Below are 21,773 nucleotides of genomic sequence, written 5' to 3'. Positions count from 1 at the left end.
GGGCCGGGAGACGCGAGAGATGACGAAAGACCGTTTCGGAGCGCGGGACGACGCCGAAGGCACGCGCGCCGGTATCGGCATCATGTTCGCCGTCACCTTCGCCTTCTCGGTGATGGACACGCTGACCAAGATGGCGTCGCAGATCTATCCGGCGCCGCAGATCCTCTGGATCCGCTACATGGTGTTTGCCGGCGTGACCGTCGCCGACGGCCTACGCCGCCGCGGCCGCTATCTTTTCGTCTCACGCGCCTTTGTCCTTCAGCTTACGCGTGGCTTCCTGCTTTCGGGCGAGATCCTCGTCTTCATCATCGCGCTTCGCCACCTGCCGCTGGCGGACGTGCAGGCGATCGCCGCGGCCGGGCCGCTGATCACCACCGCGCTCTCAGTACCGGTGCTGCGGGAACAGGTCGGTATCCGCCGCTGGACCGCGATCGGCGTCGGTGCGGTCGGGGTGATGATCATCATCCGGCCGGGCTTCGCCGCCTTCGACCCGATGCTTCTGGTACCGCTCTTCGGGATTTCGCTCTATGCGCTCTACCAGGTGCTGACACGCCGGGCGGCGCGCTACGACGACGCCGGTACGACCGTGCTCTATACCGGCGTGACCGGGCTCTTCGCCATGACCTGCGTCGGCCCTTTCTTCTGGATCACGCCCGACTGGCAGGGGCTCGCCCTGATGGCCGGGATCGGCGTGATCGGCCTTACCGGGCACGGGCTGCTGATCAAGGCCCTGTCGCTCGCACCGGCCAGTGTGCTTCAGCCGCTGAATTACCTCATGCTGCCCTGGGCCGTGCTCTGGGGATACCTGATCTACGACGACCTGCCGGACCTCGCGACGGTGATCGGCGCCGCCATCGTGGTCGCCAGCGGCATCTATACTTTTCATCGCGAGCGGGTGGTTCGCAGCGTTACCTGAACGTTCTGCGAACAGAGGCGCCCGCCTGCGACCATTTGCTCTGGTATTTTGTATCCCAGAGAGGCCATAATCCGCCCTACCCTCCTTCGCGAGGGATCGCCGCGCCGCCAGAAGCGCGCTAGTGTCGGGGAAATGGGAGGAACGACATCATGAGCAACCGCATCGAAACGGACCTGCCGTCCGACCTGGACAAGGCAACGCTGCTAGGCCGCGTTTCGACGCCTGCGGGGCCGGCCGTCTGCACGGTGCGCGGTGACGAGGTCGTCGATATCACAGCCCGCATTCCGACCGTCGCCCATGCCCTGAAGGCGAATTGCCCGGCGAGCATCGTGCGCGGCGCCGAAGGCACGACCCTCGGCAAGCTCGCAGACATTCTGGAGGCCAGTTTCGATCCAGCCGCAACATGCCCGCGCCTGCTCTCCCCGATTGACCTGCAGGCGATCAAGGCTGCCGGCGTCACCTTTGCCAACAGCCTGATCGAGCGCGTTGTCGAGGAAATGACCAAAGGGAACCCGCTGAAAGCCGACGAAGCGCGGCAACAGCTCGCCCGCGATATCGGCGACGACGTCTTCTCCATCGTGCCCGGCTCCGAGGAAGCGATGAAGCTGCGCGAGACGCTGCTGGAGAAGGATCTCTGGTCGCCATATCTCGAGGTCGGCTTCGGCGTGGACGCGGAAATCTTTACCAAAGCACAGCCGATGTCCTCCGTCGGCCACGGCGCATCCATCGGCCTGCATCCGCGTTCCGACTGGAACAACCCGGAGCCGGAAGTCGTGCTGGTCTGCGCCCCGGACGGAAAAATCGTCGGCGCGACCCTCGGCAACGACGTGAACCTGCGCGATTTCGAGGGCCGCAGCGCCCTGCTGCTCGGCCGAGCCAAAGACAACAACGCCTCGGCCAGCCTAGGCCCTTTCATCCGTCTACTCGACCAGCATTTCACCATGGAGGAAATCCGCAACGCCGATCTCTCGCTAGAGGTTTCCGGCACCGACGGTTACGTACTCAGCGGATCCAGCACCATGCGGGTCATCAGCCGCGCCCCTGAAGATCTCGCGAAACAGATGTTCGACTGCCACCAATATCCGGATGGCGCCGTGCTCTATACCGGCACCCTCTTCGCTCCGACCGAGGACCGCGACGCGGACCGGCCGGGCGAGGGCTTCACCCACAAGCTGGGCGACCGGGTCAGGATCGCAAGCTCCCGTCTCGGTGCGCTGGAAAACACAGTCTCCCACTCGGACAAACTGCCGGATTGGGAAGACGGCGCACTTGCCCTCTTCCGCTCGCTGTCCGCCCGAGGAATCCCGATCTGAGGCCGTCGGGGCAGAGTTCCCGCCGGCCGCACGATCGCCCTATCGCCAACCAGCGTTATGTGCTTGATGGAGACACGCGATGCCTGCCTGATCAATGTCCCGGAGTGTCCGAATGTCCAAGCCCCTGCACAAACTGAATATCGGATGCGGCAAATCGCCGATGGAAGGCTGGGTCAATCTCGATTTCCGGGACGGCCCCGGCGTGGACATCGTCTTCGACCTGGAATGCTGCGGCGAGAACAAGCTGCCGCTGGAAGACGACAGCGTCTCGGAGATCAGGGCATCCCATATCCTGGAGCATGTCCGGAATATCCTGCCGATGATGGAAGAGCTGCATCGGGTTTCCGTCGACGGGGCTCTCCTTCGTGCGGCGATGCCGCATGTGGGCAGCGACGGTGCCTGGGGCGATCCGACGCATGTTCGCGGGATGTCGGTGACGGGGCTGCGATACTTTTCCCAGCCAACCTATTCCTTCGCGGACTACGGATACTTGGGCGACTGGGACATCGAGAAAGTCTACTACAAAGTCGGGATCAAGCGCGCGGGTGCGGACAAAGACAATCTCGCCAGACTCCTGGAGCGCGTGGATATTGAGCGGAATATGGTCCGCGAAATGATCGCCGACCTGCGGTCTGTGAAACCCGCTCGACCGCCCGGGCAGGGCGAACCGGCTCAATGTGAGGTGGTGTTCATCTTCGAGAACTGACGTTAGATGCAATCGCGTCCGGACTTATTGTACGAAGCCCGCCGGCTGCTCGAAGCCGGTCCCGGCTCCGCCGGACGTGCACTCGAACTATGTTCGCAACACCTTCAACAGGACGGTGTTTCGAGCGAGGCCTGGATGATCGCGGCGATCGCATGCGTCTTCCTCGGCAGGAACCCAGCCCCATGTTTCCGGCGCGCATCCATCTGCGCTCCGGAAAAGTGGCAGCCGATTTACAATCGCTCCAAGTTGCTCTCGGAAGATGAAAAAGACACCGTCCTGAGGCGGGCGCTCAGCATCGCGCCCACCCAGCGCGAGATTCTGGAAAGCCTCGCCGCCTCCGTCTTCGGACGGGACCGCCTTACGAGCGAAGGAAGCGTACTGGACCAGCGACTTCTGGCGGTCGACCCGGCCTCTGCGAACGCCTGGAGCCGGATCGGCAACCGAACCTCAAAGTCCGGTGCACCGGAAAAGGCATTGGCAATCGTCTCGCGCCTCGCTGCCTTGCCAGGCGACCTTCGAACACCCTGGAAACGGATCTCCGCTTGCCTTCCGCCCGGCTTCGACAGCATCGAGCAGCGGGACCGGATCACCGGAACTCTGAAATCGGCACTGACCGAGCTGCAGGATGCACCGCTTCTTCCTGATCCACAGAGCGAGGTGGGCGTGCGGCGCCTCTTCTATCTCGCCTACGCCGGGATCGAAGACAAGGAGTTCATGCAGCGCTTCGGCGATGCCACCATCCGTCAGGTCTCGTCGGGCGCCTTCCACGCACGAACCGGAGGCAGGCCGTCAAAGTTGCGCGGTCCCTGCCGGGTCGCGATTGTCTCCGGCTGCGTCGGAGAGCACTCGGTATGGGAGGCGATCGGCCGGTGGTGGAGTGAAGCGCTGCGGGATGCCGGCATAGCGGCCACTCTGTACGACCTGAACGGAGCTGCGAGAGAACAGGATCGTGCCTGCTTCGATACCGTCGTTTCCGGACCGAAACCCTGGTCCGAATGGCTGGAGATCATTCATGCCAGCGGCCATCAGGTCCTTCTCTATCCCGAAATCGGAATCGATCCTGCGGCGCTCTTTCTGGCAAATCACCGCCTGGCACCGATACAGGTAAACAGCTGGGGACATCCAGTCACCAGCGGACTCTCGACAATCGATTACTTTGTCGGTTCGGAATTTCTCGATCCGCCCGGCGCCGAAGGCCAGTATTCCGAAACCCTGTTCCGTATGCCCGGACTTGGAGCGGAGCTTTCCGAGCCGCGATCGGCCCCACGCTTGAAGATCCCGAGCGGACGGCCGACAGCGATCATCTGTCAGAGCCTTTTCAAGTTCCTCCCTGACTTCGACGAGACCTTGCGCCGGATCGTCGAGACGGCCGACGACTGCCGCATTATCGTGGTCAAGGCGGGGGACGACATTACCGTTCAAAGATACATAAGCCGCCTATTCTCCCATTTCGCGAAACATGGCCACGACCCCGAGCAGGTCTTCGATTTACGGGAACGGACCAGGCCGGAGGAATACGCATCTCTCCTCCAGGAAGCCGATCTCTACTTGGACAGCCCGACCTTTTCGGGCTTCAACTCCGTTCTGCACGCTGCAAACGCGGGAGTTCCGGTCCTGACGACCGATGCGCGCTGCCTCCGCGCGCGGCTTGCCGCCGCAGTACTGACGGCACTTGGTCTCGAGACAGATCTCGTCCCACAACCGTCCGACTATGCTGAGCGGGCCGCCAAGCTCCTTGGAGATCGCCGCCGTTCGCTCGAGCTGGGCGAAACCGCACGGGAAAACCTGTCGACGGTCTGGCGCAATCAGAACATGCGCGCGCCGTTCGCCGAGTTCATGACGACTGTGCTGAGATAGGCGTCTACCGCCCAACCAAGGGACGAACGAACGAAATCGCGATCCGGTGCTCTTACTCTCATATCCTCTTGAGCCCGGTTCTCCGATTGATGGATAGTCGCACCGCCGAATTGACCAGCCCACCGGAGTCCGTGAATGCCCAACTCATTGCAGAAACTGAACATTGGATGCGGCAGCTCGCCGACCGAAGGCTGGGTCAATCTCGACTTCCGGGACGGGCCGGGTGTGGATGTCGTTTTCGACCTCGAGAGTTGCGGCGAAAACAGGCTGCCGCTGGAAGACAACAGCATTTCCGAATTCAAGGCCTCACACATTCTGGAGCATATCCGGAACATCTTGCCGTTGATGGAGGAACTGCACCGGGTCGCGACAGACGGCGCCTTGCTCACCGCCGCAATGCCGCACATCGGCAGCGACGGCGCCTGGGGCGACCCGACCCATGTGCGCGGAATGTCGGTCTTTGCACTGCGCTATTTCAGTCAGCCTTGGTACCATTTCGCCGATTACGGCTACCGCGGCGATTGGGATATCGAACGGGTGCGCTACAAGGTCGGCCGCAAGCGCGCCGGAGCGGACATCGCCGACCATCAGCGGCTCATGGACCGGGTGGATATGGAGCGGAATTTCGTCAACGAGATGGTTGCCGACCTTCGCGCCGTGAAGCCCGCACGGCCGAGGGGTGAAGGCAAGCTCCCCTCCATCCGCTATGAGTTCGAGCTCCTAGGCAAGAAGCCGGACCAATAGGTCGGGAGCGACCCTCCGCTCTTGATTGACCATAAATCCCCAGTAAGCTCCGTCCCCGGATCAAGGCCGGCGCGCGTAGCGCCGGCGAAAGAGAGGGAACATCCATGACTTTGCACCGCAATCTGATCGCCGGCGACTGGGTCGAAGGCGGCAACGCCAGCGACAACATCAACCCGTCCAACACGAACGACGTGGTCGGCCAGTTCGCGATGGCCGATGCCGCCGCTACGGAGCAGGCGATCGATGCCGCCGTCGCTGCCTCGCATCCCTGGGCCCGCAGCCCGATTCAGCAACGCCACGATATCCTCGCTGCCGCCTCGGCCGAAATCATGGCGCGCAAGGACGAACTCGGCCGCCTGCTCTCCCGCGAGGAAGGCAAGACGCTGGCCGAGGGCATCGGTGAGACCATCCGCGCCGCACAGATTTTCGATTTCTTCGCCGGCGAATGCCTGCGGCTCTCGGGCGAGAAGCTTGCCTCCACCCGCCCGGGCCTCGATGTCGAGATTACCCGCGAACCGGTCGGCGTGGTCGGCATCATCACTCCCTGGAATTTCCCGATCGCGATCCCGGCCTGGAAGATCGCGCCGGCGCTCTGCTACGGCAACACGGTCGTCTTCAAGCCGGCCGGCCTGGTTCCGGGCTGCGCCTGGGCCCTGGTCGACATCCTGAAGAAGGCCGGTCTGCCGGACGGCGTCCTCAATCTGGTCATGGGCAGCGGCGGCACCGTCGGCGAGACGATCCTCTCCAGCACCAGGATCAACGCGGTCACCTTCACCGGCTCGGTCTCGACCGGCGCCCATGTCGCGGCGAAATGCTCGGCGACGATGAAGAAGTACCAGCTCGAGATGGGCGGCAAGAACCCGATGGTGGTGCTCGACGACGCCGATCTCGCGACTGCCGTCGACGTTTCCGTCAACGGCGCCTTCTTCTCCACCGGCCAGCGCTGCACCGCCTCCTCGCGCCTGATCGTTACCGAGGGCATCCACGACAAGTTCGTCGCCGCCTGCATCGAGAAGCTGAAGAGCCTCAATGTCGACGACGCGCTGAAAGACGGCACACATATCGGTCCGGTGGTCGACGAGAGCCAGCTGGCGCAGGACGAGAAATACATCCAGATCGGCAAGGACGAAGGTGCCAAGCTCGCCTGGGGCGGCGAGCGCCTCAACCGCGAGACCCCGGGCTTCTATCTGCAGCCGGCGCTTTTCACCGAGACCACCAATGCGATGCGCATCAACCGCGAGGAAGTGTTCGGTCCGGTGGCGAGCGTGATCCGGGTGAAGGATTACGACGAGGCTTTGGCGGTCGCCAACGATACCAGCTTCGGCCTCTCCTCCGGTATCTGCACCTCGAGCCTGAAATACGCCAGCGACTTCAAGCGCAATTCCGAAGCCGGCATGGTCATGGTCAACCTGCCGACGGCGGGCGTCGACTACCACGTACCTTTCGGAGGCCGGAAAGGCTCCAGCTACGGCTCGCGCGAGCAGGGCAGATATGCAGCCGAATTCTACACAACGGTGAAAACCGCCTATACACTTCCGATCTGACGCAGTTACGCGTCCAATAGCGCGGCCGGCACATCCCGTGCCGGCCGTTCGCATTTCAGGAGAGAAGTCCATGTACGTACCGCCGCATTTCCGCGAACAGAATCTCGACGTGCTGCATGAGACGATCCGACGAATTGCCCTCGGCACCGTCGTCACACTCGGCCCGGACGGGCTGATCGGCAGCCACGTGCCGATGCTTCTCGATACCAGCAAGGGCGAGTTCGGCACCCTGACCGGACATCTGGCGAAGGCGAACATGCAGGCTAAGGGCGCGGACGAGAACGTCGAGGCGTTGGCCATGTTCCTCGGCCCGGAGGCCTACATCACGCCGAACTGGTATGCGACCAAGCAGGAAACCGGCAAGGTGGTACCGACCTGGAACTATATTGCGGTCCACGCCTATGGCCCGATCAGCTATCACGACGACGCGGACTGGCTGCGCGACATGGTCTCGCGGCTGACAGATATGCATGAGGCCGCGAATGCGGCTCCGTGGGGGATCAACGACGCTCCGGAACCTTTCGTGCAGTCGCAGCTCAAGGGGATTATCGGTTTCGAAATCCCGATCGCCCGCATCGAAGGCAAGTGGAAACTTAGCCAGAACAGGCCGGCTGCAGATAAGGAAGGCGTGATGTCCGGCATCGAGGCGCGCGACGGCACCGCAGCACCGATCTCGATCGTCACCCGCGAGAAGCTCTCGGCGTCCTGAAAATGCCTGGAGCCGGGGCCGTTTCTCGGCCCCTTTCCTCCAGAGCAAAAGCCACGCTCCGCAAACAATTGCGGGGCGGGATCTTCAACCGCGTGCGTTCTGCGCGGTGCATCTCGTTCAATAACCCGAACGGACTCTTCGTTATTAAGCGGCCCGCCTGGCAGCAGCATCCGCGCCGGACTGCTGAAATTGCGCCAGCAACTGGCTCAGCAGATCGTCCGTCGTGCTCTGGGAGACGGAGCTGTTCGCGCTTTCTTCCTGCGCTGCCAGCAGCTCGGTGAAGCTCTCCGCGGAGAATTGCGGCTCGATATTCGGCCGAGCGGCCTCGAATTCCGCGAACGTCACTTCGCCGTCGCCGTCGGCATCCAAACTGGAAAAGCGCTCCTCGGCACTAAGTTCCTCGACACCTGGTGGCGGGCCGGCCGGCGCGTCTGCCTTGAGCGCCTGGAACTCGGCGAAGGAAAGGCCGCCACTGCCGTCAATATCCGCTTCGGTCACCTTGGTCTGGAAGCGGTCACGCATTGCGGCATAATCGAAATAGCCGCTGCCTAGCTGATCTACATTCATAAGGGAAACTCCCTCTCATCGGTTTCGCTCCGGGAAAGGAGCGGATGCCAAACGGTTCGGCACCGTTCCGCGACATTCAAATGCCGCGCCAATCCGCTCACAACAGACTGATAATAAATGTTAATTTTCGTTGCGAGCCGTCAAAATAGAAACGGCCGCGTGGGGAAATGCGGCCGTCCTCTTTGGGGGAACGTCTCAGAGCGAAGTTGGTTCCGGCTTCTCGGAATCGGCACCACACCGCACCAGCCGCGTTAGTTAGCTCCGGCCTTGGGTTCGCATGCCCCACCGGACCAGTTCTTCACCGCTCCGCCCAGGCGGAACAATCTCTGATCCGAGTCGCGCGACCAGATACATACAGTATCGGGCTTTCCCTTACCGTCGCCGAAGTGAACGGTCGTCGTGAATCCTGAAAAGGCAAGTCGCTGATCGTTTCCGAGAGCGAACACAACATCCGGCCGATAGACAGGTTCCGGCTGCGTTGCGCTCTCCGCCCCGGGCGCCAGCACCAGAAGACGGTTGTCCGGATCGAGCATGGAGAACCGCGCCCAGCCTCGCAGGGTCATCGTTCGCGCGGCTTCGTCCCACGTGACGTCGTCGACAACACCGTCGGGCAGAGGCACTCCGCGTGGCGCGATCTCGATGATTTCCAGACCGGCCACGTCCCGGCCGTTTCTCCCTCCGCCGGTACTCACCGATGAGCCGCCAGCTTCGAATGCCACCATCGGAACACGGATCACATCGTGCTGGATCACACCGGGCGCCGGCATCGGAACGTAGGGTATCGGCTCGTCCGTCAGTTGGATGTGCGCATATCGGTTGAAGATGCGGTTGAACTGTTTTTCCGGGAGTTTCGGGAAACGTTCTCGGAAAAATTCAAGCTGGGGCGACACCAGCACATGCTGCACCGACCGATAGCCCCACGCATTGAGGATCGAGCCCGGCACCTCGCGGATCAGCAACAGGTTCTCGGGATTGGCCTCCTGGTAGCTTCGAAACGCCTCAGCCCCGGGATGGTCCGGGCGGTGAAAGATCGGATAGCTCGACTGCAGCGGATTATAAGTGCCGTATACCAAGGCGCCCGCGCAGGCGCTCGCGGCGAGCATGGCAGGGAAAGCACGCATGCGGAACAGAAGCGATTCCCCGCCCAAAACAAGCAGGAAAAGGATCGGCCCCCAGACTTCCAGACCATCGAAGTCAGGCTGAGACTGATAGCTAAACCTGAAGCCGCCATAGAGTCCGGCCAGCAGGAGCGCAGCCACGCCGAGGCGCGCCGGCGTGACTGAGAAATCCAGCCGTTCAGCAAGCAGCATGGCCATCGAGAGAGATAGAAGTCCCAGAGCAAAGACGAAACGAGGCGCCAGGAACTTGTCCCAAAGCAGCACCGCACCGGCTTCACTCGGCAGCGGCACCAGCAGCCAAACGGACATCACTGCCGTACCGGCAAACAGCACTAACAGACGCCGGCGAGCCGTCCGCACCGCGTTATCGCTCGACAACGCAAGATCTTTCAGGCTCCGCCAGCGGCAGAACAGGAAGCAGCCCGCCAGCAGAAAACTCCCGCCCGCAACGGTTTCCAGATAATTCCTCGTACTGACGATCGGCTCCCGGCCCGTCGTCCCGAGCCCCGGCAGGAACGTCGAGACCCACTGCCAGAAAGACAATTGCCCGCCATCGATGGACCGGTCGCCCGGATAGACCGTCTTTGACATCACCAGGAATGCGTCCTGCAAATAGAACACAGCAATCGCCGCTCCGAGCGCCGCTCCCAGCAGGCCGGGCAGGATGATCGAAGGGCGGAGCGTTTCTCGCGCGCGGAATGCCAGGAGCAACACCACTCCGGCGAAGGCGCAAGTGACGACGATTGGCGGATAGAGATGGCTGATCAGCCAGCTCGCGCTGAGCCAGGATAGGACCAGCACACGCTTCCAGACGGCGGTTTGCCAGAAGAGGCAGACGATAAGCCAAGGGAAACCCGCCAGCAGCGAGCCTGTCGTCGTCCACCAGAGCTGCGTATAGGGAAAGAAGAATACGACGAACGCCGCGAGCGTGGCCTCGCTCCACCCGAAACCGAGCAGGTGAAAGAGCCGCCGCCATCCGGCGAGAAAAGCCACGATGAAGATCGCGTGATGCAGCGAATAGGCCCAGGCAGGGTCGAGGACGAAGAAACCCCAGAACTGCGGCTTGAAGATCAGCCCCCAGTCCCGCAACGGCAGGGCGTTGAAGTTCCGGAGGTCCTCCAGGTACGGCGAGGTCTCGTTGAAGCGGGCGAAGCCGTTATTCACGGCAATCTGGATATAGGGAGTCCAGACCGCGTACTCGTCGCTGCGGATCGGCCGTGCCTTGCCCAGAAAGAGGCCGACCGGATCCAGCGCCAAAGCCTGGAACGAGATGGCATAGGAGGATGGCGAGAGGCACAGCAGAGCATAGACTGCACCGGCTGCGAGCAGCCAGAACTCGAACGCCTGCGCCCCACCCGGTCGCCAGGGGACGCCGGAGAGGTCCAAAGGCCGTCGGTTGCCCGTGTCGCCGCCGGACACATCGCGGAAAACGAAGAAGCGCGAGCCGAGGAAATTCACCGCGAGCCCGGCGATCGATCCGGCGGCGACGCCGAGCACCGGATGCGCCGCAACGATCGGGATTGCCCAGACGAGAATCCCGTAGGTGCCGAGATTGACACCGGCCCCGAGCGAATTCGCGCTGAGGAACCGGAACCATTCGCGCAGCAGCCGCGGATCGTCGGAGGCGAAGGTGAAGTGCCGGTTCATCGCCCAGGTGAACGTCACCGCGACGAGGAAAGAGCCGATCCGGGCGGAATAGAGATCGAGTCCGGCGACATTGAGGAAAAGCTGAAGCGCGGTCGCATCGACCAGAAACCCGAGCGCTCCGACCACGGCGAAGCTCAGGAACTGCAGCTTCATTGCAGCTTCTTGGATGCGCGGCGCTTCAGCGCCGATACGCCGTCGGTGGCGAGATAGGCGAGCCGCTTGGCTTCCCGCCGTCCCAACCGGAGCGACTCCAGCGTCAATCCGCAGAAACAGCTAAGCCAACCGAGCAGCATCATGCCGGTGCAGAGAATCGCGGTCGGCAGTCGCGGCACAAGGCCGGTCGCGAGATATTCGGACACGAGAGGCACCGCTAAGATCACCGAGAGCAACACAAGCAGCAGCCCGGTCAGTCCGAACGTGGCGAGCGGGCGCTCATCACGCAGCATCATGACGATCGTATATAGGATGCGAATACCGTCCCGGATCGTGTTTAGCTTGCTGGTGGAGCCTTCCGGACGCGCGAGGTACGGCGTCTCGATCTCGCCGATCGGCATATTGAGCTCGAGGGCGTGCACGGTCAGTTCGGTCTCGATCTCGAAACCGGTGGAAAGCGCCGGGAAGGTCTTTACGAAACGACGCGAGAATACCCGATAGCCGGAAAAGAGGTCGGTGAAGCGATTGCCGAAGATCCACGCGACCAGCGAGGTAAAGGCGAGGTTGCCGAACCGGTGACCGAAGCGATAGCTCTCCGCCTCTTCGCTCACCCTGGCGCCCACCACCATGTCGAGATGCTTTTCGGTCAACATTGCGATCAGCTGCGGCGCCATCTCGGAGCTGTAGGTCGCGTCCCCGTCAACCAGGACGTAGATGTCCGCCTCGACGTCGCTGAACATGCGGCGCACCACATTGCCTTTGCCCGCCAAGCCCTCGAACCCGACAATCGCGCCCGCCGAGGCCGCGATCTCCGATGTCCGGTCGGTCGAGTTATTGTCGTAGACGTGGATTTCCGCCCCCGGCAGGGCCGTCTGGAAATCCCCGACAACCTTCGCCACCGTCGCTTCCTCATTGTAGCAGGGGACGAGAACGGCAATCGTCGGAGCAGCAGCGTCCGCTACCGCAGCATTACGGGGTGCGCCTGTCTCTGTCATGGATCCTACTCAACACTGCAAATTCGGCTTCGGCCCCGCATCGGCACCGGCCGCACACGGACCGCGAGATTTACACAGGTCACCGGAGCGAGGGCAAGACCGAAGCAGACCAGAATTCGAGCACCTGCTGGATCTGGTCTGCCGTCGTGTCTGAGCCCGAAACGCGCACTACCGGACAAGTCAGCCGTTTCATCCAGTCTTCATGCATCCGCCTGCTGCGAATCTCCGGTCCCCCGGAATCGTATGAGGCCGCCCACTCGATGAAGGCCATGTGAGCATCGTAATGCGCCCCGCCCGGCTCAAGGGCTGCGACGCCGTAGCGCTCCTCCTCTCGAGCGATGAGGCGCTCCATCCTGAGATCGAACGGTGTGTAGACGAACACAACAAGGTCGAAGCGCTCGATCAGCGGCTCGCCCCAGGACACGAGAGATCCCGAGAGGATCCAGTTTTCGGCCGCATCGATCGCCTCGGCGAGCAGTCTCAGCCGCTCCGGGATCGGGCGTTTTTCCTTGAATTTCGGCTCTGTCGGAAGCCAGTAGAAATCGTCCGTATCAAGATGCGTGTATCCGAACCTGTCGGCCCAGCCCCGGGCGAAAGTCGTGGTCCCGGAGCCGGAGGCGCCGAGAACGTGAATGCCCCGGGGAAGACTGGCGGGTTCGCTCACGGCCTCACGCGGATTTCGCGAGGCGCGCCTCGACCAGGCGCGACCAATAGCTCGCCCCCACCGTAAGCGCCTCGTCGTTGAAGTCGTATTCCGGGTGATGGAGGCCGGCGGTATCGCCGTTACCGCACCAGATATAGGCGCCCGGCTTTTCCTGCAGCATGTAGGAAAAATCCTCCGCCCCCATGCTCGGCGGCAAATCGAGGTCGACCGTGCCGGCGGCACCGGCCACCTCGGCGCAGATCGAGGCCGAGAACTCCGCCTCTTTCGGAGTGTTCACCGTCGCCGGATAGCCGGTCATGTAATTCAGCTCCGCGGTCGCTCCGTAGGTCGCCGCGATCCCGTCGGCAACGCGCTTGATCCGCTCCGGCAGGGTCGCCTGGATCTCCGGGTTCAGCACCCGGCAGGTGCCGCGCAGGACGATCTCGTCCGGGATGACGTTGAAGGCATCGCCCGCATGGAACTGGGTCGCGCTGATAACCAGCGCCTCGGCCGGATCGGTGTTACGGCTGGTGATGGTCTGCAGGGCCATGACGATATTGGCCCCGACGACGACCGGGTCGACGCCCTGGTGTGGCATCGCCGCATGTGCGCCGCGCCCGGAGATCGAGATTTCCCAATTGTCCCGTGCCGCCATCACAGGGCCGGCGGAGACGCCGAAGCTGCCGACCGGCATTTCCGGCCGGTTATGCATGCCGTAGACCTCGTCCACGGGGAACAGCTTGAAGAGACCGTCCTCGATCATCTTCTTGCCGCCGCCCTTGCCTTCCTCGGCGGGCTGGAAGATCAAGTGGACCGTGCCGGCGAAATTGCGCGTCTCGGCAAGATATTTTGCCGCACCGAGCAGCATGGTGGTGTGACCGTCATGGCCGCAGGCATGCATCTTTCCGTCGTTCTTCGAACGGTGCTCGGGCGTGCCCTTCTCCTGGATCGGCAGCGCGTCCATGTCCGCGCGCAGACCGATCGCAGGGCCGTCTCCGCCATTGCCCTTGATCGTCGCAACCACGCCGGTACCGCCGAGACCGCGATGGATCTCAAGCCCCATCTCCGCCAGCCGTTCGGCGACGAAATCGGCGGTCTCGAACTCCTCGAAGCCCAGCTCCGGGTTTGCATGAATATGCCGCCGCCAACCCGTCAGCTCTGCATGAAAGTCGGCGATGCGGTTGACGATAGGCATTGAACGGCTCCTGACGGGCAACGGAAGGACGGGAGAGGAAAAGATCCCCCACGATGGCGTGCGCAGCGGTCCTGTCAAGTGCCGAGCGGGCGCGATTGATTTGGCCGGTCGGCACCAACCCGGAATGGCCACTTTCCGGCGCCTTCGGCTATCCTCCCCCGCAAAAAGAGCCAGCGAGAACCGGGAGGAAAAAATGACCGATAAGACGCCGCTGCTGTTCCAGCCGATCCAACTCCGGGGCATTACCCTGCCGAACCGGATCGTAGTCCCTCCCATGTGCATGTATTCCGCCGAGGAAGGCTTCCCGACCGATTTCCACATGGCGCACCTTGGCAAGTTCGCCATCGGCGGCGCCGGCATGGTGATCCTGGAAGTCACCGCGGTGACCCGCGACGGCCGGATCACCCATGGCGATCTCGGGATCTGGGACGACGAGCACGCAAAGAAGCTGGCGCCGCTCGCCGCCTTCCTGAAATCGGAAGGCTCGGTCCCGGCGATCCAGATCGGCCATTCCGGGCGCAAAGGCAGCATGCAGCGGCCCTGGAAGGGCAACGGCCCCCTCACCCCGGAGGATATCGCCGGCGGCGACACGCCCTGGCAACCGGAGGCACCGAGCGCTGTGCCCCTGGCGGACGGCTGGCTGACCCCGAGAGAACTCGACCTCGACGACATGAAACGGCTGCGCGGTGCTTTCGCCGATGCGACGAAGCGCGCCGTCGATGCCGGATTCGAATCCGTCGAGATCCACTGCGCGCACGGCTATCTGCTGCAGACCTTCCTCTCACCGCTCGGCAATTTCCGCACCGACGCCTATGGCGGCGACCTGCAGGGCCGGATGCGTCTTTCCCTTGAGATCGCCGAGGACGTTCGAGAGGCTCTGCCGGACAACCTGCCGCTCTTCGTCCGCATCTCTGCCGTCGACGCCATCGAAGGCGGCTGGGAAATGGAGGACAGCCTGGTCTTCGCGAAGGAACTGAAGGACCGCGGAGTCGACGTGATAGATTGTTCCTCCGGTGGGCAGACGCCGAAAGGCGCGACCAACTTCAAGCTGAACCGCTCGCCGGGCTACCAGGTGCCCTATGCCGCCGAAATCCGCCGCGATGTCGGGATCATGACCCAGGCGGTCGGCCTCATCACCGATCCGCATCATGCCGAAGAAATCCTGCAAGCGGGCGACGCGGACCTGATCGCAATCGGCCGCGAGGCGCTCTACAATCCGTTCTGGCCGCGCCACGCGGCCGACGCCTTCAGGCTCGACGAGGATTTCGAGACATGGCCGCCGCAATATGGCTGGTGGCTGGACAAGCGCGCCCAGGGACAACGGGCGCAGGCGAGAGGCTGATCACACCCGTTTTATCGCCATCGGAAGGCAGGCAAGCGCGCTGAAGGTGAGTAGCGCCGGCACCACGCCGGCGCTCTCGTAGAGATATCCAAAGACCGGAGCACCTGCCACCTGACCGGCCGCGATGGAGAGAAAGCCGGCCCCGAGCCCAAATGCCGGATACTCCGGTACCGCCTCCACGCCCCAAACCAGGATAACCCCGGTCATCATGATATAAGCCGCGCCGAACAGAACCGCGGAGCCGAAGCCCCAGATCAAGCCCCCTCCCGGGATGGAAAGGAGCAGGATCGAACAAGCGATCGCGGCGAGCGAGGCGCGATGGACCTCATTGAGTCCGAACCTGCGGATCAATGGCCCCGCAGCCGCACCGGCCACACCGGAGGCGCCGATTACGATCCATACACCGGCGATACGCGTGTCGGTCCAGCCGGCATGATCGCTCAGGATCGCGCCGCCGAAAGTCCAGATTGCCGTGCTCGACACCCCCATCAGCGCCGAGGTCAGCAAGACCGGCATCAGGACGCGATGGCGCATATATTCGCGGAACGGCTTCGGTTCGGCTCGGCCTTTTGCGGCGGCGACGGGCGGCATCGAGTAGCAAAGCCAGACAGTTACGCCGAACGAGAGCAGGGCGAAAAGCCAGTAGGCCTCCCGCCAGGCCTCGGCAAGGACCAGTGCCACCGGTCCGGACAGCACGACGCCGGCGCTCGTGCCGCTGTTGATGAGCGTGTTCGCCGCTCCCTGCTGGACCGGCTCAATCCGTTCCGAGACCGCGAGCGCCAAAGGCGGAGACGCAAGCCCGGGGCTGAGTCCTGCGAAGGTGACGGAGACGGCGAGCATGGCCGCATCCTGCGAAGCCGCAATTCCGGCCATTCCGACGGCGGCAACCGCGCCGGCGAGCAAAAGCGTCCGGCGTGCGCCGATCCGAACGCAGAGAAGCGCTGCCGCGGCGGTCGCGACACAATAGGCAGCAAAGGCACCCGATCCGATCCATCCGGCCTCCGTCGGGCCGAGCCCGAGCTCGGCGGCCAGTGCCGGCAGGAATAGCCCATAGGCGAAACGCGCGAGACCGTAGGCCACGGCGATGAGCGCGAACCCGCTCGCGACGAAGGAACGCGTTCCCCAGCGGTTCATTGCCGGGACGCGGCGTCCATGAGGTCATCCGCCGCCGCCGCTGCCGTGCCGATGACCGCCTCCCCCGCGACTGCGGCAGACGCAGTCGCGCCTTCGAACAGTATCCATATCCGGTCTGCGAGCGGCGGCGCGGCGCGGCCGAGGCGTGCCGTTACGCGGTCCGCGACCAGTGCGCGCATCCGCCGCTTGTGCTCTTCGACGAAAGCCGCAATGTCGGTCTCCCGCAATCCGTACTCTCCGAGCGCACGCAGAAAGATGCAACCGTTGGCGCCTTCCTCTCGGGTCCAGTGGGCCAGCTTTGTAAAAAGATCCTGCACAGGATCGCCGCCAGGGTCCGGCGGCATTGCCATCGCCGAGTAGAACCGACGGTCGCGTCGCTCGAGGACCGCAAGGGCCAGTGCTTCTTTGGTGGCGAAATTCTTGTAGAGGGTCCGGGTCGACACGCCAGTCGGCGCCAGCACCCTGTCGATACCGGTCGCCCGGAACCCCTCCGTGAGGAAGGCCCGTTCGGCCGCATCGAGAATGATCTCACGCTTGTCCATGCGCGATATGTAAAACGAGCGTTTTACATATTCAACTCCCTAATCGTTAGCGCTTTTGAAGGCAGCTTATTGGATCTTAAGAATTGGGAACGCGCCGCTGCCTAGCCGCCTTGCGCCGCCTGCCGGTTGATCATGTCGTGTCGCTGGCGGATATCGGCCGGCCAGGTGCTTTTAATGTAAGAGAGTACGGCGATGATTTCCCGGTCGCTGAGGATCCCCTCGTAGCCCGGCATGTCGCTTTCGTAACCGTCACCGACAATCCGCGCCGGTCCGAACTTGGTCAGCGAGAAGAGCTGCTCGTCGGGATGATGCCAGGTATGTCCGCTCGGGTCATGTGGCGGTGCCGGGAGACGGCCGTCGGCGTTTCGCTGGCGCCAGTTCGGCTGGCCCTGCAATCCTAGCCCGTGACAACTGGCGCATTGGGTGGCGTAGACCTTCTTGCCGTCCGAGACGAGACCGGTATCGCCCGGCCAGAGCCGGATCGCCGCGTTTTGCTTCTCCTCGGCAGCACCGGGCATCACCTTGGAGAGGATGGATGGACGCTCCGGATCCTGCATGCGGGAATAGCCGGCAAGCGCGAAGAGCAGCAGCACCGCGCCGCCCGAGATCAGGAGTTTCCAATTCACGAGGCATCTCCCGCGAGATCCTTGAGGATCGGGCAGTCCGGCCGGGAGTCCCCGTGGCAGGCATGGACAAGATGGGCGAGCGTCCCGCGCAGGCTTTTCAGCTCGTTGATCTTGCGGTCGATTTCTTTCAGATGCGCCTCGGCGATGGCACGCACATCGGCACTCTCCCGCTCCTTCTCGTCGTAGAGCGACAGAAGCGCGCGGCAATCCTCGATCGAGAAACCGAGACCTCGGGCCCGCTGCAGGAAGCGCAGACGGTGAATGTCCGTGTCGGAGTAATCCCTGTAGCCGTTTTCCCGGCGATCCGGGCGGACGAGGCCGATTTCCTCGTAATAGCGGATCGTCTTGGCCGGCAGTCCGGCGCTTTCGGCGACTTCCCTGATCTGCATCGTGGCCTCCTCCTCAGAGTTTCGCGGAGCGCAGCCGGAGCGCGTTGCTGATCACCGAAACCGAACTCAGGCTCATTGCCGCCGCGGCGAGCATCGGGCTCAGGGTCAGGCCGAGCAGCGGATAGAGCACACCCGCCGCAACCGGGACGCCAAGCGCGTTGTAGACGAACGCGAAGAACAGGTTCTGGCGGATATTGGCCATCGTCGCCCGGCTGAGGTGGCGCGCCTTTACGAGCCCGCGCACGTCGCCTTTCACCAGCGTCACCGCCGCGCTCTCCTTGGCGATATCGGTACCGTTGCCCATGGCGATGCCGATATCGGCGAGCGCCAGCGCGGGCGCGTCGTTGATGCCGTCCCCGGCCATCGCCACAATGCGCCCTTTCCGCTTCAGTTCGGCGACGAGATCCGCCTTGTCCGCGGGCATCAGCCCGCCGCGCACCTCGTCGATCCCGAGTTCCCGCCCGATGGCCTCGGCCGCCTTCGGATTGTCGCCGGAAGCCATGACCACGCGGATACCGTCCCGCTTGAGGTCGGCCACGGCCTCCTTTGCGCCGTCCTTCACGCGGTCGCGGACACCGATCAGCCCGGCAAGCGCGCCGTCGCGGGCGACATAGAGCAGCGTCGCGCCGGAACCGGACAACCGGTCCGCCCGATCGGCCAGCGGCGCGACGTCGATACCGAGCTGCTCCATGAAGCGGGCGGAACCGGCCGCCACCGCCAGACCATCGACCGCCCCCTTGAGACCGAGCCCCGCTTCCGCCGAGACGTCACTCGCGGGCCGAAACGGAACCTCTCGAGCCTCGGCGGCGCGCAGAACCGCGGCCGAGAGCGGATGCTCGCTGCCGCTTTCGACGGCAGCGGCCAGCCTGAGGATTTCAGATGAGTCCGGACCCGCACTGACCATGTCGACCAGCTCGGGGCGTCCCTCCGTCAGGGTCCCGGTCTTGTCGACGACCAGTGTGTCTACTTTCTCGAACCCTTCGATCGCTTCCGCGTCGCGGATCAGGATGCCAGCCGCCGCACCGCGGCCCGCGCCGACCATGATCGACATCGGCGTCGCCAGACCGAGGGCGCAGGGGCAGGCGATGATGAGGACCGAGACCGCCGCGATCACCCCGTGCGCCAGCGCGGGCTCGGGGCCCGCAAGGGCCCAGACGGCGAAGGCCACGACCGCGGAAAGCACAACGGCCGGGACGAAATAGCCCGCCACCGCGTCCGCCACTTTCTGCACCGGCGCGCGGCTGCGCTGGGCGTCGGCAACCATCGCGACGATGCGTGCCAGCATGGTGTCGCGGCCGACCTTTTCCGCTTCCATAACCAGAGTGGCGTTACCGTTCAGCGTCCCGCCAACGAGCGCGTCTCCGGCAGCCTTCTCCACCGGGAGAGGCTCGCCGGTCAACATGGACTCGTCGACCGAACCGTTGCCTTCCTGAAGACGACCGTCGACCGGGATGCGCTCGCCCGGACGGATCCGCAGCCGGTCTCCAACGGCGATCCGCTCGATATCGATCTCCTCGTCGCCGCCGTCCGCGGTCAGCCGGCGGGCCGTCAGCGGAGCGAGACCAAGCAGCGCCTTCAGCGCGTCGGACGTCTTCTCCCGCGCGCCGAGTTCCAGCACCTGGCCCAACGCGACAAGCGTGATGATCACAGCGGCGGACTCGAAATAGAGCCCGACCGCGCCGCCCTCTCCCCGGAAACCGTCCGGGAAGAGATCCGGCAGCAGCAGCCCGGCAAGGCTGTAGAGATAGGCTGCACCGGTGCCGAGCGCGATCAGCGTGAACATGTTGAAATGCCCGCTCTTCAGCGACGACCAGCCGCGCTCGAAGAACGGAAAGCCGACCCAGAGCACCACCGGCGAGGCGAGCACGGCCTGCACCCACGGATTCCAGGAGCCGGCGACCAGCTCCTTCAGCCCGGGCACCATCTCCCCCATCGCCAGCACGAAGACCGGCAGGGTCAAGGCCAGGCCGATTGCGAAACGGCGGCGCATGTCGAGATATTCCGGGTTCGGCGGGGTGTCCCGGGTGATCATCTCCGGCTCCAGCGCCATGCCGCACATCGGGCAGGAGTCGGGCTCCAGGCTCCAGACGCTCGGACACATCGGGCAGATATAGCCGGCACCGGCGCCTTCCGGCTTGCCTGTCATCACCGCCTTGCCGGAACTCGCAGCGCCATGACCGCCGCCGCAGCAGGAATGCGCCGTCGGCGCCGGCTCAGCATGGCAACAGGAACTGGCCTCAGCGGGCTTCGGCGTGCCATGGCAGCAGGCATTATCGGACTCGGTTTTCTCGTGCGCGTGACAGGACATGCGCGGTCTCCAGGGAACAAGGTTCGCGGCCCGAAATCGGCCTTCGAATTCCTAGATAAGGATTCCAGTCACTGGAAGGTCAAGGCCCCGCACGGAATTCGCAGCAGCTCATTCCCCGAGCAGATGCATGACGATCTCGCGCCGATGCGGCGCCCGGCGGTGCTCGATAAGGTAGATCCCCTGCCAGGTCCCGAGCAGCGGCCGTCCATTGCCCACCGGAATGGTGAGCGAGGTCTGCGTCAACATTGTGCGGATATGGGCCGGCATGTCGTCCGGCCCCTCGATGCCGTGGCGATATCGGCCCGGGTCCTCCGGCGCGATAGTGGCGAGATAGTCGGCGAGATCGGCTCTGACATCCGGGTCGGCATTCTCCTGGATCGTCAGCGAGGCCGACGTGTGCCGGATGAACAGCGTCAGCAGGCCGGTTCCAATCCCCGTCCCGCCGACCCAGTGCGCGACCTCGCGCGTGACGTCATAAAACCCGGTTCCGCGGCTCCCGACCGGGAGGATTTCCTGCGCCTGCCGGCTCACGACAGAATTCATGGTGCCCCGCCCTTACCAATCCTCGGCGGGCAAACTATGCTCGCCCGCCGGTGCAGGGACAACAGGAAGCGGACATGAGCGGGACGGAGCATGACAGGGCCCTTGGCGAGGCCGTTGCCACGGTCGTGGCGCGGGACCCGGACCTGCGTGCAGTCTATGAACGCCTCGGCCCGCCGCCATCGCGCCGCGAGGCGCCGGGTTTCGCCGCGTTGATCCGGATTTTGACCGCGCAGCAGGTCTCCCTCGCCTCCGCCAGCGCGATCTGGACCCGCCTCAATCAGATCCTGGAGGTGAACCCGAGTGCGGTCGCGACCGCCACGGACGAAGTGTTCCGGGAAGCCGGCTTCAGCCGCCCCAAAGTGCGCTACGCACGGGCACTCGCCGAACATGTGCTGTCCGGCCGCCTCGACCTGGAAGCGCTGGCTGGAGATGACGACGAGGCGGTGCGCGCAGCGCTTACCGCGGTACCGGGAATCGGGAACTGGACGGCGGATATCTATCTGCTTTTCTGCCTCGGCCGCCTCGATACATGGCCGGGAGGCGATCTTGCCATCCAGGAGGCTCTGCGCGATATCAAATGCCTGTCCGAACGGCCGAACGAGCGGCAGACGTGCCTGATTGCCGAGGATTGGCAGCCGTACCGCGGTGCGGCGGCGCAGCTCCTCTGGCAGCATTACCGCTTTCTCAAGTTCGGAGACAATTCGGCGGAGAACGGCGTTCTTCCCGTGACAGACGGTGCATCGCGCTGATATCTTTCGGGAAATCGAATTCAAACCAGTGGC

Annotated in this window: 20 protein-coding genes; 9 read left to right on the top strand and 11 right to left on the bottom strand. The window is 63.8% G+C overall.

Annotation, left to right across the window (positions count from 1 at the left end; translation table 11 throughout):
* The first annotated feature begins 19 nt into the window (after positions 1-19).
* The 7 genes from NUH88_RS19665 to NUH88_RS19635 all read left to right on the top strand — a co-directional run bounded on the left by NUH88_RS19665 (position 20) and on the right by NUH88_RS19635 (position 7,789).
* Positions 20-916: a DMT family transporter gene (locus NUH88_RS19665; RefSeq protein WP_257768365.1), complete on the top strand. Its 897-nt coding sequence runs from the start codon at positions 20-22 to the stop codon at positions 914-916.
* A 149-nt stretch (positions 917-1,065) separates the two neighbouring features.
* The gene (locus NUH88_RS19660) at positions 1,066-2,229 is read left to right on the top strand and encodes a fumarylacetoacetate hydrolase family protein (protein ID WP_257768363.1); all 1,164 of its coding nucleotides are present in this window, start codon (positions 1,066-1,068) and stop codon (positions 2,227-2,229) included.
* 112 nt (positions 2,230-2,341) lie between these two features.
* Positions 2,342-2,935 (top strand): class I SAM-dependent methyltransferase, encoded by a 594-nt coding sequence (locus NUH88_RS19655; protein ID WP_257768361.1) that lies wholly within the window; start codon positions 2,342-2,344, stop codon positions 2,933-2,935.
* Positions 2,936-3,070: 135 nt separating this feature from the next.
* Positions 3,071-4,792, top strand: a complete 1,722-nt coding sequence (locus tag NUH88_RS19650; RefSeq protein ID WP_257768360.1) for a tetratricopeptide repeat protein — start codon at positions 3,071-3,073, stop codon at positions 4,790-4,792.
* Positions 4,793-4,927: 135 nt separating this feature from the next.
* On the top strand, positions 4,928-5,536 hold the full coding sequence (locus NUH88_RS19645; RefSeq protein ID WP_257768359.1) for a class I SAM-dependent methyltransferase: 609 nt from the start codon (positions 4,928-4,930) through the stop codon (positions 5,534-5,536).
* A gap of 104 nt (positions 5,537-5,640) precedes the next feature.
* A complete protein-coding gene (locus tag NUH88_RS19640; RefSeq protein WP_257768357.1) occupies positions 5,641-7,080 on the top strand; it encodes an aldehyde dehydrogenase family protein in 1,440 nt (479 codons plus the stop codon).
* Positions 7,081-7,150: 70 nt separating this feature from the next.
* Positions 7,151-7,789: an FMN-binding negative transcriptional regulator gene (locus NUH88_RS19635; protein WP_257768355.1), complete on the top strand. Its 639-nt coding sequence runs from the start codon at positions 7,151-7,153 to the stop codon at positions 7,787-7,789.
* 144 nt (positions 7,790-7,933) lie between these two features.
* Here NUH88_RS19635 and NUH88_RS19630 read toward each other — a convergent pair whose 3' ends face one another.
* The 5 genes from NUH88_RS19630 to NUH88_RS19610 form a co-directional block, all read right to left on the bottom strand.
* Positions 7,934-8,356: an EF-hand domain-containing protein gene (locus NUH88_RS19630; RefSeq protein ID WP_257768354.1), complete on the bottom strand. Its 423-nt coding sequence runs from the start codon at positions 8,354-8,356 to the stop codon at positions 7,934-7,936.
* 251 nt (positions 8,357-8,607) lie between these two features.
* Positions 8,608-11,274 carry a GtrA family protein gene (locus NUH88_RS19625; RefSeq protein ID WP_257768353.1) on the bottom strand — a complete coding sequence of 889 codons (2,667 nt, stop codon included), beginning with the start codon at positions 11,272-11,274 and terminating at the stop codon, positions 8,608-8,610.
* On the bottom strand, positions 11,271-12,269 hold the full coding sequence (locus NUH88_RS19620; protein ID WP_257768352.1) for a glycosyltransferase family 2 protein: 999 nt from the start codon (positions 12,267-12,269) through the stop codon (positions 11,271-11,273). Before NUH88_RS19620 ends, NUH88_RS19625 begins: the two co-directional genes overlap by 4 nt.
* A 79-nt stretch (positions 12,270-12,348) precedes the next feature.
* Entirely contained in the window at positions 12,349-12,933 is a 585-nt protein-coding gene (locus NUH88_RS19615; RefSeq protein WP_257768351.1) for a P-loop NTPase family protein, read from the bottom strand.
* A 4-nt stretch (positions 12,934-12,937) separates the two neighbouring features.
* Entirely contained in the window at positions 12,938-14,107 is a 1,170-nt protein-coding gene (locus NUH88_RS19610; RefSeq protein WP_257768350.1) for a M20 aminoacylase family protein, read from the bottom strand.
* Positions 14,108-14,300: 193 nt separating this feature from the next.
* Between NUH88_RS19610 and NUH88_RS19605 the strand changes: the two genes are divergently transcribed.
* Positions 14,301-15,449, top strand: a complete 1,149-nt coding sequence (locus NUH88_RS19605; RefSeq protein ID WP_257768349.1) for an NADH:flavin oxidoreductase/NADH oxidase — start codon at positions 14,301-14,303, stop codon at positions 15,447-15,449.
* Here the strand turns inward: NUH88_RS19605 and NUH88_RS19600 are convergent, their stop codons facing one another.
* The 6 genes from NUH88_RS19600 to NUH88_RS19575 all read right to left on the bottom strand — a co-directional run bounded on the left by NUH88_RS19600 (position 15,450) and on the right by NUH88_RS19575 (position 20,991).
* The gene (locus NUH88_RS19600) at positions 15,450-16,583 is read right to left on the bottom strand and encodes an MFS transporter (RefSeq protein ID WP_257768348.1); all 1,134 of its coding nucleotides are present in this window, start codon (positions 16,581-16,583) and stop codon (positions 15,450-15,452) included.
* The gene (locus NUH88_RS19595) at positions 16,580-17,125 is read right to left on the bottom strand and encodes a TetR/AcrR family transcriptional regulator (protein WP_257768347.1); all 546 of its coding nucleotides are present in this window, start codon (positions 17,123-17,125) and stop codon (positions 16,580-16,582) included. The genes NUH88_RS19600 and NUH88_RS19595 overlap by 4 nt, the downstream gene beginning before the upstream one ends.
* 101 nt (positions 17,126-17,226) lie before the next feature.
* Positions 17,227-17,751 carry a c-type cytochrome gene (locus NUH88_RS19590; protein WP_257768346.1) on the bottom strand — a complete coding sequence of 175 codons (525 nt, stop codon included), beginning with the start codon at positions 17,749-17,751 and terminating at the stop codon, positions 17,227-17,229.
* Entirely contained in the window at positions 17,748-18,140 is a 393-nt protein-coding gene (cueR, locus tag NUH88_RS19585) for a Cu(I)-responsive transcriptional regulator (protein WP_257768345.1), read from the bottom strand. The genes NUH88_RS19590 and cueR overlap by 4 nt, the downstream gene beginning before the upstream one ends.
* 13 nt (positions 18,141-18,153) lie before the next feature.
* Positions 18,154-20,448: a copper-transporting P-type ATPase gene (locus NUH88_RS19580; protein ID WP_257768344.1), complete on the bottom strand. Its 2,295-nt coding sequence runs from the start codon at positions 20,446-20,448 to the stop codon at positions 18,154-18,156.
* Positions 20,449-20,556: 108 nt separating this feature from the next.
* Entirely contained in the window at positions 20,557-20,991 is a 435-nt protein-coding gene (locus NUH88_RS19575; RefSeq protein ID WP_257768343.1) for a secondary thiamine-phosphate synthase enzyme YjbQ, read from the bottom strand.
* A gap of 74 nt (positions 20,992-21,065) precedes the next feature.
* Here NUH88_RS19575 and NUH88_RS19570 point away from each other — a divergent pair, with 74 nt between their 5' ends.
* Positions 21,066-21,740, top strand: a complete 675-nt coding sequence (locus NUH88_RS19570; protein ID WP_257768342.1) for a DNA-3-methyladenine glycosylase family protein — start codon at positions 21,066-21,068, stop codon at positions 21,738-21,740.
* Positions 21,741-21,773 lie beyond the last annotated feature (33 nt).

Origin of the sequence: Nisaea acidiphila (genome assembly GCF_024662015.1) — a bacterium.
GTDB lineage: Bacteria > Pseudomonadota > Alphaproteobacteria > Thalassobaculales > Thalassobaculaceae > Nisaea > Nisaea acidiphila.
The sequence above is the reverse complement of the archived record's forward strand: the minus strand, read 5'-3'. Positions and strand labels throughout refer to the sequence as shown.

Excerpts from the sequence above, each read along its gene's own strand:
- NUH88_RS19630 (WP_257768354.1), bottom strand. The coding sequence starts at position 8,356 with ATGAATGTAGATCAGCTAGGCAGCGGCTATTTCGATTATGCCGCAATG.
- NUH88_RS19665 (WP_257768365.1), top strand. The coding sequence starts at position 20 with ATGACGAAAGACCGTTTCGGAGCGCGGGACGACGCCGAAGGCACGCGC.
- NUH88_RS19635 (WP_257768355.1), top strand. The coding sequence starts at position 7,151 with ATGTACGTACCGCCGCATTTCCGCGAACAGAATCTCGACGTGCTGCAT.
- NUH88_RS19605 (WP_257768349.1), top strand. The coding sequence starts at position 14,301 with ATGACCGATAAGACGCCGCTGCTGTTCCAGCCGATCCAACTCCGGGGC.
- NUH88_RS19580 (WP_257768344.1), bottom strand. The coding sequence starts at position 20,448 with ATGTCCTGTCACGCGCACGAGAAAACCGAGTCCGATAATGCCTGCTGC.
- NUH88_RS19595 (WP_257768347.1), bottom strand. The coding sequence starts at position 17,125 with ATGGACAAGCGTGAGATCATTCTCGATGCGGCCGAACGGGCCTTCCTC.
- NUH88_RS19620 (WP_257768352.1), bottom strand. The coding sequence starts at position 12,269 with ATGACAGAGACAGGCGCACCCCGTAATGCTGCGGTAGCGGACGCTGCT.
- NUH88_RS19600 (WP_257768348.1), bottom strand. The coding sequence starts at position 16,583 with ATGAACCGCTGGGGAACGCGTTCCTTCGTCGCGAGCGGGTTCGCGCTC.
- NUH88_RS19650 (WP_257768360.1), top strand. The coding sequence starts at position 3,071 with ATGATCGCGGCGATCGCATGCGTCTTCCTCGGCAGGAACCCAGCCCCA.
- cueR (WP_257768345.1), bottom strand. The coding sequence starts at position 18,140 with ATGCAGATCAGGGAAGTCGCCGAAAGCGCCGGACTGCCGGCCAAGACG.
- NUH88_RS19660 (WP_257768363.1), top strand. The coding sequence starts at position 1,066 with ATGAGCAACCGCATCGAAACGGACCTGCCGTCCGACCTGGACAAGGCA.
- NUH88_RS19645 (WP_257768359.1), top strand. The coding sequence starts at position 4,928 with ATGCCCAACTCATTGCAGAAACTGAACATTGGATGCGGCAGCTCGCCG.
- NUH88_RS19640 (WP_257768357.1), top strand. The coding sequence starts at position 5,641 with ATGACTTTGCACCGCAATCTGATCGCCGGCGACTGGGTCGAAGGCGGC.
- NUH88_RS19575 (WP_257768343.1), bottom strand. The coding sequence starts at position 20,991 with ATGAATTCTGTCGTGAGCCGGCAGGCGCAGGAAATCCTCCCGGTCGGG.
- NUH88_RS19655 (WP_257768361.1), top strand. The coding sequence starts at position 2,342 with ATGTCCAAGCCCCTGCACAAACTGAATATCGGATGCGGCAAATCGCCG.
- NUH88_RS19570 (WP_257768342.1), top strand. The coding sequence starts at position 21,066 with ATGAGCGGGACGGAGCATGACAGGGCCCTTGGCGAGGCCGTTGCCACG.
- NUH88_RS19610 (WP_257768350.1), bottom strand. The coding sequence starts at position 14,107 with ATGCCTATCGTCAACCGCATCGCCGACTTTCATGCAGAGCTGACGGGT.
- NUH88_RS19625 (WP_257768353.1), bottom strand. The coding sequence starts at position 11,274 with ATGAAGCTGCAGTTCCTGAGCTTCGCCGTGGTCGGAGCGCTCGGGTTT.